This window comes from Aquamicrobium soli (genome assembly GCF_042646345.1).
Classification (GTDB): domain Bacteria; phylum Pseudomonadota; class Alphaproteobacteria; order Rhizobiales; family Rhizobiaceae; genus Mesorhizobium; species Mesorhizobium soli_A.
Genome location: NZ_JBHRTK010000028.1, coordinates 1 through 13,724 on the forward strand (window position 1 = coordinate 1; position 13,724 = coordinate 13,724).

Genomic DNA, 13,724 nt, shown 5'->3' on the forward strand with positions numbered 1-13,724 from the left:
GGAAATCTCGTTCATGAAGCTGATCTTGGTGGCCAGCATGGCGTTGGCCGCGTATTTGGTGAGCTCCGCCTCCCGCACGCCCATGAACATCAGCTTGTCGTGGTTGCGGTTGTAGGGCGCGTAGCATTCCCGCATCGCCTCGCGCACCGCCTCGGAATCGGTTCCCACCACGATCCGCGCACCGCGCGTGAAGTCATCGATGGCGTTGCCTTCCTTGAGGAATTCGGGGTTGGAGCAGACATCGAACGCCACGTCGACGCCCCGCTCCTTGAGGCGGGCGGCGATGGTCGCACGAACCTTGTCTGCGGTTCCGACCGGCACGGTCGACTTGTCCACGATCACCGTGCGGTGCGAAAGGTTGTCGCCGATCATGGCCGCCACGTTCAGCACGTGCTTCAGGTCAGCCGCTCCGTCCTCGTTGGACGGCGTGCCTACCGCGATGAAAATCAGCTCCGCGTCTTCGATCGCCGGCGCCGCCTCAGTCGTGAACGAGATGCGCGACTGCCGGATGTTGCGCGCGATCATCTCGGCAAGGCCGGGCTCGAAGATCGGCACTTCGCCGCGTTTCAGCGCCGCCACCTTGCCGGCATCGACGTCCACGCAAACCACCTCGTGGCCGACATCCGACAGGCAAGCACCGGTAACCAGGCCCACGTAACCCGAGCCGAATATGACAATCTTCATGATCGTAGTCCCGACGGTTGCGCAAAAGTCATCAGCAATGTCCGCTGACCCGCTATAGCCAAACCGGCCCTGCGTCAAACGTCGAGCCATGGCACAAGCGGCGCCGCGCAGCCGTCAAAAGCGGCACGCGCCAGCCATCCGGCTTGCGCAAGACGTGGACGGATACGCCTTTCGGAGACGTCCCATCGGCGCAGGGATGCCGCCCGGAACCGTTGGTTGGACAGCCCTCCGGCAAAGTCGGGAGAAGCGCACCGGCGCCGACTGCTTGACCGGTTTTTTTCCCGTCGAATAATGCTCGGCGCTTGCCACCGGCAGGCGCACATCGTTTCCTACGGGGCGCAATCATCCGATGGCCAGGACAGCCCTCATCACCGGGATTACCGGACAGGACGGCTCCTATCTCGCCGAACTGCTGCTGGAAAAGGGCTACGACGTGCACGGCATCAAGCGCCGGGCCTCGCAGTTCAACACGCAGCGGATCGATCACCTCTACCGCGATCCGCATGCCAACCACGTGGCGATGCGGCTCCACTACGGCGACCTCACCGACACCAGCAACCTGACCCGCATCCTCAACGACGTGCGGCCGGACGAAGTCTACAATCTGGGCGCCCAGTCCCATGTCGCGGTCAGCTTCGAGGCCCCCGAATACACCGCCGATGTCGACGCCATCGGCACGCTGCGCCTGCTGGAGGCGATCCGCTTTCTCGGGCTCGAGGGAAAGACCCGCTTCTACCAGGCCTCGACGTCCGAACTCTACGGTCTCGTGCAGCAGGTGCCGCAGGGCGAGACGACGCCGTTCTACCCGCGCAGCCCCTATGCCGTGGCCAAGCTCTATGCCTACTGGATCACCGTCAATTACCGCGAAGCCTACGGCCTTTATGCCTGCAACGGCATCCTCTTCAACCACGAGTCGCCGCGCCGGGGCGAAACCTTCGTGACGCGCAAGGTGACGCGCGCCCTGTGCAACATCGCCCAGGGTCTGGAAAGCTGCCTCTTTCTCGGCAACATCGACAGCCTGCGCGACTGGGGGCATGCGCGCGACTATGTGCGCATGCAGTGGATGATGCTGCAACAGGACGAGCCCGAGGACTTCGTCATCGCCACGGGCAGGCAGTATTCGGTGCGCCAGTTCATCACCTGGGCCGCCGCCGAACTGGGGCTGGAACTGGAGTTTTCCGGCAAGGGCGTGGACGAAATCGCCACCGTGGCCGCCGTCTGCGGAGACCAGGCGCCGGCGCTGCGGCGCGGCGACGTCATCATGCGCATCGACCCGCGTTATTTCCGGCCGGCCGAGGTGGAAACCCTGCTCGGCGATCCGGACAAGGCAAAGCGGAAGCTCGGGTGGGAGCCCACGGTAACGGTCCGCGAGATCTGCGCGGAAATGATCGCCGAAGACCTGCGCACCGCCCGCCGCCACGCGCTGTTGAAGGCGCACGGCATGGATTTTCCCGTCTGCGTCGAAGACTAGCACCGAAGGGACACAGGCCGCCGATGAAGATCTACGTCGCCGGGCACGCAGGCATGGTCGGCAGCGCCATCCGGCGGCGGCTGCGGCAGGAGGGCAGCCATGAGATCGTGACGCGCTCGCGCGCCGAACTCGACCTGACGGACCAGGCGGCGGTGCGCATCTTCCTGGAGGCGCAAAGGCCCGACCAGGTCTATCTCGCCGCCGCGCGGGTCGGCGGCATCTACGCCAACAACACGTTTCCGGCCGACTTCATCTACGAAAACCTGATGATCGAGGCCAATGTCATCGAGGCCGCCCACCGTGCCGGCGTGCAGAAACTGCTCTTCCTCGGCTCCTCCTGCATCTATCCGAGGATGGCCGGACAGCCGATGCGCGAGAACGCGCTGCTGACCGGCCAGCTCGAACCCACCAACGAGCCCTACGCCATCGCGAAGATCGCCGGCATCAAGCTGTGCGAGAGCTACAACCGGCAGCATGGCCGCGACTATCGCAGCGTCATGCCGACCAATCTCTACGGGCCGGGCGACAATTTTCATCCCGACAACGCCCATGTCATTCCCGCCCTGATGCGGCGCCTATACGAGGCGGTGGAAAGCGGTGCCAGCGAGGTGGCGATCTGGGGAAGCGGCCGGCCGAGGCGGGAGTTCCTGCATGTCGACGACATGGCGGCGGCCAGCGTCTTCGTCATGAACCTCGACGAGGTGACCTATCGCGCCAGCACCGAGCCGATGCTCTCGCATATCAATGTCGGCACGGGGACCGATTGTACGATCCGCGAACTGGCGGAAACGCTGGCCAGGGTAACGGGCTTCAAGGGCAGCCTGCGCTTCGACGCCGGCAAGCCGGACGGCACGCCGCGCAAGCTGCTGGATGTCTCGCGGCTGGAAGCGCTCGGCTGGCGTGCCTCGATCCCGCTGGAGGCCGGCCTGCGCTCGACCTATGCGTGGTTCCTGGCCAACGGGAACTCGCTGCGATTCTGACTGAAGCGCGGCCGTTCCCGACTCAACGGCCGGTCAGCAGGCCACGCCAGCTTTCCGGCGCGTTGCCGTGGCAGACGAAATGCGGGTTCGCCAGGTCGTCGGGCTGGCCCGGCAGCCGTTTGCCATAGGCGAGTGGGCGGCCGTCGAGCGTCAGCGTCGCGCCGCCGGCCGCGCGCAGCACGGCGTCACCGGCGGCGGTATCCCATTCCATGGTGCGGCCGAGACGCGGATAAAGGTCCGCCTCCCCCGCCGCCAGCAGGCAGAACTTGAGCGAGGAGCCGACCGAAACAAGTTCCGCGCCCGGAAAGCGGGCGATCACGTCGTCCGTTTCCGGCGTCCGGTGCGAGCGGCTGGCGACGATCATCGGCGGACTGGCGGCCGCGCGTACCGAGATCGGGGTGCGCCCCTCGATGGTGCCGGAGGCGGTGACCATCGCGCGCCAGGCCTTCCTGCCGCCGCCCGAATAGAGCGCGCCGCGCGCCGGCGCGTAGACGGTGCCGGCGACCGGAACGCCCGCCTCGATCAGCGCGATGTTGACGGTGAAATCCTCGCGCCGGTTGACGAATTCCTTGGTGCCGTCGAGCGGATCGACCAGGAAGAACGCCCCGTCGCCGAGCACGGGCAGCTTGCCGGCGGAAACCTCTTCTTCGGCCACGCATGGAATCTGCGGCCAGGCCTGCCGCAGCCCGGCGAGGATGATGGCCTCGGCCTGACGGTCGGCCTCCGTGACCGGTGAAGCGTCGGCCTTGCGCTCGACATCGATCGGCCCGGCGTAAACCGCCATTATGGCGTCGCCGGCCGCAACGGCCAGCCGTTCGAAGACCGCGACGAAACCTTCCAGTTCGGACTCAGTCGCCATCGTTGCCCTCCAGGTCGGACGGCCGATATTCACGAAGCCAGCGCTCCACGGCCTCGGTCATTTCCTCCGGCGTGCGCCCTACTGTTTCGAGGTGGATTTCGGGGGCTTCCGGCGCCTCGTAGGGCGAGGAAATGCCGGTGAAATTCGGGATTTCGCCCTTCAGCGCCCGCGCATAAAGCCCCTTCGGGTCGCGCCGCACGCATTCTTCGAGCGGGGTATCGACGAAGACCTCGACGAACTCGCCCGGCCGCATCATCTCGCGCGCGGCGCGGCGCTCGGAGCGGAACGGCGAAATGAACGAGACGATGACGATCAGCCCGGCATCGGCCATCAGCTTGGCGACTTCCGCCACGCGGCGGATGTTTTCCACCCGGTCGGCGTCGGTGAAGCCGAGGTCGCGATTGAGCCCGTGGCGGACATTGTCGCCGTCGAGGATGTAGGTATGCTTGCCTTCCGAATAGAGCTTTCTTTCCAGTAGGTTGGCGATGGTCGACTTGCCGGAGCCGGACATGCCGGTGAACCACAGCACGCGTGCATGCTGGTTCTTCAGCGCCGCGCGCGCGCCGCGGTCGACGTCGAGTGCCTGCCAATGGATATTGGTCGCCCGCCGCAGGCCGTGGACGATCATGCCGGCGGCGATGGTGCGGTTGGTGGTACGGTCGATCAGAATGAAGGCGCCGGTGGCCCGGTTGTCCGCATAGGCGTCGAAGGCGATCGGGGTTTGCAGCGAGACATTGCAGCGGCCGATCTCGTTCATCGACAGCGAGGATGCCGCCTCGTGCGCGAAATTGCCGATGTTCACCCGGTATTTCAGCTCCGAGACGGTCGCCGGCGTCTGGTCGTTTTCGGTGCGCAGGATATAGGAGCGGCCCGGAAGCAGGGGGTGCTCGTCCATCCACACGATATCGGCGGTGAACTGGTCCGCGACCTCGGGCGGCCTGTCGGGCGCGACCAGCATATTGCCGCGCGAAAGCTCGATTTCGTCCTCCAGCAGCAGCGTAACGGCCTCGCCGGCGCCCGCGCCGGAAACGCTGCCGCGCGGCGACAGCACCTCGCGTACGCGGGACTGCTTGCCCGACTTGGCGACGCGGACGAGGTCGCCCACCGCCACCCGGCCTGCCGCGACTGTGCCGGCAAAGCCACGGAAATCGAGGTTCGGCCGGTTGACGTACTGGATCGGGAACCGCAACGGCGCATCGACGCGGCTGTCGTCCACGACCACCTGTTCCAGGTGCTCGATCAGCGTCGACCCCTCGTACCAGGGCATGTTTTCGGAGCGGAGGCTGACATTGTCGCCATAGCGCGCCGACAACGGGATCGGGACGATCGAGGCGAAGCCCAGCGTATCGGCGAAGGTACGGTACTCGGCGACGATCGCCTCGTAGCGCGGCTGGTCGAAATCGATCAGGTCGATCTTGTTGATCGCCAGCACGACGTGGCGAATGCCGAGCAGCGAGGCGATGAAGGAATGGCGGCGCGTCTGCGCCAGAATGCCCTTGCGGGCGTCGACCAGCACCACCGCGAGATCGGCCGTTGAGGCGCCGGTCGCCATGTTGCGCGTGTACTGCTCGTGGCCGGGCGTATCGGCGACGATGAACTTGCGAGCCGGCGTGGCGAAGAAGCGGTAGGCCACATCGATGGTGATGCCCTGCTGGCGTTCGGCCTCGAGCCCGTCGACCAGAAGCGCCAGGTCGATATCCTCGCCGGTGGTGCCGAATTTGCGTGAGGCATTCTCCAGGTCGGCAAGCTGGTCCTCGAAGATCAGCTTGGTGTCGTAGAGAAGCCGGCCGATCAGCGTCGACTTGCCGTCATCGACCGAGCCGCAGGTCAGGAACCGCAGCAGGCCCTTGCGCTTCTGGGTGTCGAGATAGGCGCCAAGCCGGGCCTCGGCCTCGTCGCGGGAAGGCGTTTCCACCAGCGCCATCAGAAATAGCCCTCGCGCTTCTTCTTTTCCATCGAGCCCGCCTCGTCCTTGTCGATGAGTCGCCCCTGCCGCTCAGAGGTGCGCGCCGTCAGCATCTCGCCGACGATCTTCTCGACCGTATCGGCCTCGGATTCGATGGCGCCGGTCAGCGGGTAGCAGCCGAGCGTGCGGAAGCGCACCAGGCGATTCTCGACCGCCTCGCCGTCGCGCAGTCTCATGCGCTCGTCATCGCGCATGATCAGCATGCCGTCGCGCTCGACAACCGGGCGCTCCCTGGCGAAGTAAAGCGGCACGATGGGGATGTTTTCGGCCAGGATGTACTGCCAGATATCCAGTTCCGTCCAGTTCGACAGCGGGAACACGCGGATCGATTCACCGGGCATGACGCGCGTATTGTAGATGTTCCACATCTCCGGCCGCTGGTCCTTCGGATCCCAGCCGTGCTGGCGGTCGCGGAACGAAAAGATGCGCTCCTTGGCGCGCGACTTCTCCTCGTCGCGGCGGGCTCCGCCGAAGGCCGCGTCGAACTTGTAATGGTCCAGCGCCTGCCGGAGCGCGACCGTCTTCATCACATGGGTATGGACGCTGGAGCCGCTGTCGAAAGGGTTGACGCCGGCGGCCACGCCTTCCTGGTTGATGTGGACCAGAAGTTCGAACCCCGTCTCGGCCGCCATGCGGTCGCGGAAAGCGATCATCTCGCGGAATTTCCACGTCGTATCCACATGCAGCAGAGGAAACGGCGGCTTTGCCGGGGCGAAGGCCTTCATCGCCAGATGCAGCAGCACCGACGAATCCTTGCCGATCGAATAAAGCATGACCGGATTGGAGAAGGTGGCCGCAACCTCCCGGAAGATGTGGATCGATTCCGCTTCCAGCCGGTCAAGGTGGGTAAGCGCCGCTGGTGTGTGGTTCGAACTGAGCATCGTTATATTTCGGATTTTCTTTCGTGGCCCGTCACCGGACCGCAGGCCGGTAAAATGTATCTACCCCGGCTGGCAGACAAGGTCGATACGCCTATTCGCACCTTCACACGGGAAGGTTCTTTGCAAAATTCATCCCGGACATGGAAATCGAATTTGGCTGACGGGCCGGCTTGAGCCCACGCGGGCACCCTGCGGTCAGCCGGCCTCGCGCATGGCCTCGGCCGCCTGCAGGTCCACCGACACCAGTTGGCTGACGCCCTGCTCGGCCATGGTGACGCCGAACAGCCGGTTCATGCGCGCCATGGTGATCGGGTTGTGGGTGATGACGATGAAGCGCGTCTCGGTCGACGCCGCCATCTCGTCCATGAGGTTGCAGAAGCGCTCAACGTTCTGGTCGTCCAGCGGCGCATCGACCTCGTCCAGCACGCAGATCGGCGCCGGGTTGGTCAGGAACACGGCGAAGATCAGCGACATCGCCGTCAGCGCCTGCTCGCCGCCGGAAAGCAGCGTCATCGTCTGCGGCTTCTTGCCCGGCGGGCGGGCAAGAATTTCGAGGCCGGCTTCGAGCGGATCTTCGGATTCGATCAGTTGCAGTTCCGCCGTACCGCCGCCGAACAGATGCGAAAACAGCCGCTGGAAATGGCCGTTGACCACCTCGTAGGCGGCCAGCAGCCGCTCGCGGCCCTCGCGGTTGAGGCTCTGGATCGCTTGGCGCAGCTTGCGGATCGCCTCGATGACGTCCTCGCGCTCGGAAACGATCGCTTCCAGTTGCTGGGACAGTTCCCGCTGCTCCTCCTCGGCACGCAGGTTGACAGCACCGAGGCGCTCGCGCTCGATCTTCAGCCGCTCAAGGCGGTGCTCGACATCGGCCATATCCGGCAGAGCCTCGTCCGGTTCCAGCCCGGTATGGCGGATGACCAGATGCGGCGGCGTACCGAGCGTTTCCTGGATGCGGGCCTCGACCTCGGCCCGGCGCTCGTCGGCGGCGGTCAGGCGTTCTTCGGCACGGGCACGCGCTTCACGGGCCTCGGCCAGCCCCTGAATGGCGGAAATCGCCGCCTTGTCGAAAGCCGCCTGCCGGTTTTCCGCTTCCTGCAAGCGGTCGGCTGCCGCCTTGCGCAGGGCCTCGGCCTCGGCGATCTGCGATAAAAGGGCACGCCGCCTGGCGTCGATCTCGTCCGGCGCGTCGATCAGTTTCTCGCGCTCGGCCTCGGCTTCGGCCTTGCGCTCGCCGAGTGAGGCGATCTGCGTGGAGGCGTTTTCGGCGCGCGCCAGCCAGTTGTGGCGCTCGGCGCCGATCGCCTCCAGCCGGCGCGTCCGCGCTTCGGCCTCGCGCCGCAAGCCCTCATGCAGGGCGCGCGCATCGGCAAGGGCTGCCCGCTCGCTGGAGACATGGCCAGCGGCCTGCTCAAGCTGCGCCTGCAGGTCGCCGAGATCGGCGGCATCGCGCAACAATTCCTCGGCCTCGACGACCGCCGCCGCCGCTTCCTCGTGGCTATCCACCACCCGCGCGCGCGCCTCCTCCAGCGCGGCACGCCGGCTGGAAAGCTCGCCGGCCGCCTTCTCGGCCTCGGCCAGGGCGCTGCGGGCGGCGTCCAGCCGGTGCTGGGCGTCGCGCCAGCCCTGGCGGGACTCGCGCTCGGCCTCGCCGGCTTGGCGCAGCGCATTTTCCGCCGAGGCCAATGCCTCCTCGGCGGCGCGCAGCGTGCGCGTCGCCTCGACGGCCTTGGCATCGAGTTCGGCCAGCCGATTCTTCTGGGCCAGGCGCAGTGCTGCCGCCGTCGGCGCGTCGGCGCTCGCGCAAAAACCGTCCCAGCGCCACAAAGCGCCTTCGCGGCTGACCAGCCTCTGCCCCGCCGCCAGCAGCCCTTGCAGCCTGCCGCCCTCCCCCTGCTCGACGATGCCGATCTGCGCCAGCCGCCGCGCCAGTTCGGCCGGCGCGCTGACCACCTCGGCAAGGCTTTGCACGCCTTCGGGAAGCGCCGGATCGCCGGGCTGGACGGCACTTTCACCCCAGTGAACGGGCGCGCTGCGGTCGAGCGGGGCGTCCAGGTCCTCGCCCAGGGCCGCGCCCAGCGCCGTCTCGAAGCCGCGCTTGACGCCGATCTTCTCCAGCACGGCCGGGAAAAGGTCGCCGCTGGCGGCATTGAGCATTTTTGCCAGCGTGCGGGCCTCGGTCTCGATCGCGGCCAGCGCCGCCTTTGCGTCCTGCACCGGCGTGCGCGCCGCGGCCTCGGCCGCCCGCGCTTCCGTCACCGCCTGCTCCGCATCCTCGGCAGCGGCGGCGGCCTCCTCCAGCATGGCCTCGGCCTGCTCGGCCAGCACCTTCTTCTGCGCCGGATCGGGCAGCAAGGAGATGCGCGACGCGATCTCGGAAAGCTCGCGGTCGGCCTCGGCAAGCTGGCGGGCGAAGCGGTCGCGGCGCTCGGCGGTTTCGCGCAGGGTGCGCTCCACCTGCGTGCGCGAAGCCGCCGCTTCCGCCCGCTCGGCGGTCAGCCGGGCGAGTTTCGCCTCGCTCATCTCCAGCGTCGCGGCCGCCTGCTCGAAGGCCGCGCGGGTGGCGGCCTCACGCTCGGCCGCGCCGGCGTTGTCGGCATTGAGTTCGGCTTCCTCTTGCGCCAGCCGTTCCAGGATGTCGGCATTGTCGGCCACCATGCGCTCCTCGCGCTCGATGTCGGCATCGAGCTGCTGGAGCCGGCGGATTAGTTCGGCCTGCCGCTGGTTGATGCGCCCGGCTTCCTCGTCAAGCTGCGTGCGGGCGATCGACAGTCGCTGGAAGGCGGCGGCGGCGGCGGCTTCCGCCTCGCGCAGTTCCGGCAGGTGATGGGCACCGATACCCTGCTCCCTCGCTGCCGTCATCTGGGCGGCGGCGCGTTCGCCCACCAGCGCGGTGGCGATCGCCAGCGCCGAGCGCGCCTCGCCTTCCTGCGCCTTGGCCAGCGACCAGCGCAGGTGCAGCAGCGTGGCGTCCGCCTTGCGGATATCGGCCGACAGGCTCTTGAAGCGCGAAGCCTGGCGGGCCTGCCGCTTCAGGCTTTCGATCTGGCTTTCCAACTGGCCGACGACGTCGTCCAGCCGTTCCAGGTTCTGTTCCGCACCCTTCAGCCGCAACTCGGCTTCGTGGCGGCGGGTGTGCAGGCCGGAAATGCCGGCCGCCTCCTCCAGCAGCGCGCGGCGGGCCTGCGGCTTGGCCTGGATCAGTTCGCCGATGCGGCCCTGCCCGACCATGGAGGGCGAGCGAGCGCCGGTCGACTGGTCGGCGAACAGCAGTTGCACGTCCTTGGCGCGGGCTTCCTTGCCGTTGATGCGGTAGACGGAGCCAGCCTCGCGCTCGATGCGGCGCGAAACCTGCAGCTCGTCGGCGTCGTTGAAGGCGGCGGGCGCGGTGCGGCTCGAATTGTCGAGGAAAAGCGTGACTTCGGCCGTGTTGCGGGCCGGACGGGTGCCAGACCCGGAAAAGATCACGTCGTCCATGCCGGACGCGCGCATGTTCTTGTAGGAGCTTTCGCCCATTACCCAGCGCAGCGCCTCGACGAGGTTCGACTTGCCGCAGCCGTTCGGCCCGACCACGCCGGTCAGGCCATGCTCGATGACGAACTCACCGGGCTCGACGAAGGACTTGAAACCGAGAAGGCGCAGGCGCGAAAACTTCATGCGCGCACCGCAGAGGGCGGCCGCGCGCGAGGGCGCGGCCGAAACGGGGCTGCCGTCGCCTTAAAGCAGCGGGTCGATAATGGCCGACATTTCCTCAATGGACATCGCGCCCTTGTAGGTCTTCCCGTTAACGAAGAAGGTCGGCGTCGAGTCGATCTTGAACTCGTCGGCGCCGCGCTTCTGAACCGCTCTCACTTGGTCAAGAAGCGCCTGGTCCGTCAAGCACTTGTCAAAGCTCTCCTGTGTAAAACCGGCCAGCTTGGCAAGTTGCAGCAGCGCATCCTTGACGTTGTCGACCGTCGCCCAGTTCTGCTGCTGCTTGAACAGGACATCGACCATCGCGAAATATTTGTCGCCGGAGCAGCGCGCCAGCATGAAACCGGCCTCGGCGCGCGGATCGAACGGGAATTCGCGCAGGATAAAGCGCACCTTGCCGGTGTCGATGTATTTCGTCTTCAGTTCCGGGAACGTCGTCTCGGCGAAATGCGCGCAGTGCGGGCAGGTCATCGACGCATATTCGACGATGGTGACCTTGGCGTCCGCGCTGCCCAGCGCCTCGTCGGGCAAGGCGCCCGGCTTCAGCAGTTCGGCCATGTCGACCGAACCGGAGGATTCGGGCGCCTGTGCCGCCGCCGCCGACGCGGCCGGCTTCATGGCCGGCGCGGGCTTGGCTTCGGCCGCCTTGGCCTCCTCGCCCGAGTCGCTGCAACCGGCGAGCAAAGCCACGGCGGGTACCGCGACCAGCGAGGACAGGACGGTTCTACGAGACAGGAAGCGGTTCATTCGAATCACCCGATTGAAACTTGGTTGCATTACTGTGGCATGAAAAGGCGCAGTCTCGCGCGACTTAAGACATCCTTTTCGCCGAACCAATCGCCAAAGCTGCGTCCGGCGATCACGAATACGCGAGATTTTACTTCCGCCTGCCGAGAATCGTCGCGCCCAGCCGCTCCAGCGAGGCGCGCAAGCCATCGTCCTCGATCTGCTCCACCGTGGTGGCAAGCTTTTCGTGCTCGGACGCAGACAGCGGCCTGAGCGTCGGTTTCGCCCTGGCCTTGTCTCCGGTCAAGGGCTTTTGCACGATCCGGATGCGGCCGATGGCATTGAAGCCGAGGAAACCGTTGACACGAGCGATCACCTCGCCCGTCTCGTGCTGCAAATGCAGCGCGGCCAGCCCCTCGCAGGCAATGACCAGCACCGCCGGCTGGAACGGGTCATCCTCATGCAGGCGGCGCGGCCACTGGATTTTTTCCGGCCGCGACGACCCGGCAAGGCGCGGCCCGACGATCTCGTCCCACGACTGCACGAGTTCGATCGAAATCCCGGCCCGCTTGCGAAGCACCGGATCGATGACCCCGGCGGCAAGATCGCTCACCGGGACGGGATTGCGGAAACGTGGTTTGCCTGCCATTCGTCAAATCCAGAACCAATCGACACATGAAGGCCGGTCTTTCTTCGATCAATGGCATCCCAGCATCAACCCCGCAAGCCCGACCCGGAAACCGGCGACGCCATCGCCGCCCTGCTGCTTGCCTGGTACGACCGGCATCATCGGGAATTGCCGTGGCGGGTGGCGCCGCGCGAACTGGCGCGCGGGGCACGGCCCGATCCGTATCGCGTCTGGCTTTCCGAGGTGATGCTGCAACAGACCGGGGTCGAGACGGTAAAGCCCTATTTCTCTGCCTTCGTCGAGAAATGGCCAACCGTGGAGGCGCTGGCGGCGGCCGATACCGAGGCGGTCATGAAGGCATGGGCGGGGCTCGGCTATTATTCGCGCGCCCGCAACCTGAAGGCGTGCGCCGAAAAGGTGGCGGCGCTGGGCGGCCGCTTTCCCGACACCGAGGCCGGCTTGCGCGAACTGCCCGGCATCGGTCCCTACACGGCGGCCGCCATCGCGGCCATCGCCTTCAACCGGCCCGCTGCCGTAGTCGACGGCAACATCGAGCGGGTGGTCTCGCGGCTCCACTCGATCGCCACGCCGTTGCCGCAGGCCAAGGCCGAAATCCGCGAGCGGATGGAGCAACTGACGCCGGCTTCGCGGCCGGGCGACTTCGCGCAAGCGATGATGGATCTGGGTGCCACCCTCTGCACGCCCCGCAAGCCGCGCTGCATGCTCTGCCCGCTGGTCGAGAAGTGCAGCGCCGTCATCGCCGGCGACCCGGAATTCTATCCGGTCCGCCCGGCGAAGGCGGAAAAGCCCTTGCGCCGGGGCGCTGCCTTCGTCGCGGTGCGCGCCGACGGAGCGATCCTGCTTCGCAAGCGCCCCGACAAGGGCCTGCTCGGCGGCATGAGCGAAGTGCCGACCACCAATTGGACCGCCCGAAGCGACGGCGAGGCCACCGCGAGCGCCGCGCCGTTTCTTGCGGACTGGCGGCGCGTCGGCAGCATCGGCCACGTCTTCACGCATTTTTCGTTGGAACTGGAAGTGTTCCGCGCCAAAACGGGCGGCGACACGCCCGCCGGACATTTCTGGTCGCTGCCCATCGACATTTCCGGCGAGGCCTTGCCGACCGTCATGAAAAAGGCCATCGAGGCGGCCATTCCGGGCGCAACCAGAAAAACCCTGAAGAGGCCAGCATGACTGCCATCCGCCACATCGTCTTCGACATCGGCCGGGTCCTCATCCACTACGATCCGAACATTCCGTTCAGCCGGCTGATCCCGGACGCGGCCGAGCGCCAGTGGTTCTTCGACAATGTGTGCACGCATGACTGGAACATCGAGCAGGATCGCGGCCGCTCGTGGGAGGAGGCGGAAGCGCTGGCCATCGCGGCGCATCCCGCGCATGCCGAGAACATCCGCAACTTCCGGCGCCACTGGAGCGCCATGGTGCCGCATGCCTATGAGGACAGCGTGGCGCTGATGGACCGGCTGATCGACGCCGGCCACGACGTCACGATGCTGACCAATTTCGCCGCCGACACCTTTGTCGAGGCCAGGCGGCGGTTTCCGTTCCTGCACCGGCCGCGCGGGGTGACGGTTTCCGGCGAAGTGCGCAAGATCAAGCCGGACCGGGAAATCTACGACCACCATGTGGCGGCGTTCGGCCTCGACCCGGCGGCAACGCTGTTCATCGACGACAGCCGGCCCAATGTCGACGGCGCCATCGCCGCCGGCTGGCAGGCGGTGCTTTTCACCGGCGCGGCGAAGCTCGAGTCGGACCTCAGGGCCGCCGGGATCGCCGTTTGATTTGAATCGCTTGGCGGCGCGCCTTCAGGATTCGATTCAG

The 13,724-nt window shown here is 66.6% G+C and carries 11 protein-coding genes; 4 read left to right on the forward strand and 7 right to left on the reverse strand.

Annotated features, from left to right (window positions below):
• Positions 1-684: UDP-glucose dehydrogenase family protein (locus tag ACFOHJ_RS20430; RefSeq protein WP_378224108.1), on the reverse strand; the 684-nt coding region annotated here is incomplete at its 3' end.
• Between the two features lie 349 nt (positions 685-1,033).
• Here ACFOHJ_RS20430 and gmd point away from each other — a divergent pair.
• Together gmd and fcl are read left to right on the forward strand one after the other, a co-directional pair.
• Positions 1,034-2,155 (forward strand): GDP-mannose 4,6-dehydratase, encoded by a 1,122-nt coding sequence (gmd, locus tag ACFOHJ_RS20435; RefSeq protein ID WP_378224111.1) that lies wholly within the window; start codon positions 1,034-1,036, stop codon positions 2,153-2,155.
• Between the two features lie 23 nt (positions 2,156-2,178).
• Positions 2,179-3,135 carry a GDP-L-fucose synthase gene (gene fcl / locus ACFOHJ_RS20440; protein ID WP_378224113.1) on the forward strand — a complete coding sequence of 319 codons (957 nt, stop codon included), beginning with the start codon at positions 2,179-2,181 and terminating at the stop codon, positions 3,133-3,135.
• 22 nt (positions 3,136-3,157) lie between these two features.
• Here fcl and cysQ read toward each other — a convergent pair whose 3' ends face one another.
• The 6 genes from cysQ to ACFOHJ_RS20470 all read right to left on the reverse strand — a co-directional run bounded on the left by cysQ (position 3,158) and on the right by ACFOHJ_RS20470 (position 11,906).
• The gene (cysQ, locus tag ACFOHJ_RS20445) at positions 3,158-3,994 is read right to left on the reverse strand and encodes a 3'(2'),5'-bisphosphate nucleotidase CysQ (protein WP_378224116.1); all 837 of its coding nucleotides are present in this window, start codon (positions 3,992-3,994) and stop codon (positions 3,158-3,160) included.
• Positions 3,984-5,918 carry a sulfate adenylyltransferase subunit CysN gene (gene cysN, locus ACFOHJ_RS20450; RefSeq protein ID WP_378224118.1) on the reverse strand — a complete coding sequence of 645 codons (1,935 nt, stop codon included), beginning with the start codon at positions 5,916-5,918 and terminating at the stop codon, positions 3,984-3,986. The genes cysQ and cysN overlap by 11 nt, the downstream gene beginning before the upstream one ends.
• A complete protein-coding gene (cysD, locus tag ACFOHJ_RS20455; protein WP_378224120.1) occupies positions 5,918-6,841 on the reverse strand; it encodes a sulfate adenylyltransferase subunit CysD in 924 nt (307 codons plus the stop codon). The genes cysN and cysD overlap by 1 nt, the downstream gene beginning before the upstream one ends.
• A gap of 195 nt (positions 6,842-7,036) precedes the next feature.
• The gene (gene smc / locus ACFOHJ_RS20460; RefSeq protein ID WP_378224122.1) at positions 7,037-10,495 is read right to left on the reverse strand and encodes a chromosome segregation protein SMC; all 3,459 of its coding nucleotides are present in this window, start codon (positions 10,493-10,495) and stop codon (positions 7,037-7,039) included.
• 60 nt (positions 10,496-10,555) lie between these two features.
• On the reverse strand, positions 10,556-11,278 hold the full coding sequence (locus ACFOHJ_RS20465; RefSeq protein WP_378224124.1) for a DsbA family protein: 723 nt from the start codon (positions 11,276-11,278) through the stop codon (positions 10,556-10,558).
• A 130-nt stretch (positions 11,279-11,408) separates the two neighbouring features.
• Positions 11,409-11,906, reverse strand: a complete 498-nt coding sequence (locus ACFOHJ_RS20470; RefSeq protein WP_378224126.1) for a DUF721 domain-containing protein — start codon at positions 11,904-11,906, stop codon at positions 11,409-11,411.
• Between the two features lie 51 nt (positions 11,907-11,957).
• On the opposite strand from ACFOHJ_RS20470, the gene mutY reads away from it, so the two are divergent.
• Positions 11,958-13,076, forward strand: a complete 1,119-nt coding sequence (mutY, locus tag ACFOHJ_RS20475) for an A/G-specific adenine glycosylase (RefSeq protein ID WP_378224129.1) — start codon at positions 11,958-11,960, stop codon at positions 13,074-13,076.
• Complete coding sequence (locus ACFOHJ_RS20480) at positions 13,073-13,684, forward strand: HAD family hydrolase (protein ID WP_378224132.1); 612 nt, start codon at positions 13,073-13,075, stop codon at positions 13,682-13,684. Before mutY ends, ACFOHJ_RS20480 begins: the two co-directional genes overlap by 4 nt.
• Positions 13,685-13,724: the final 40 nt, after the last annotated feature.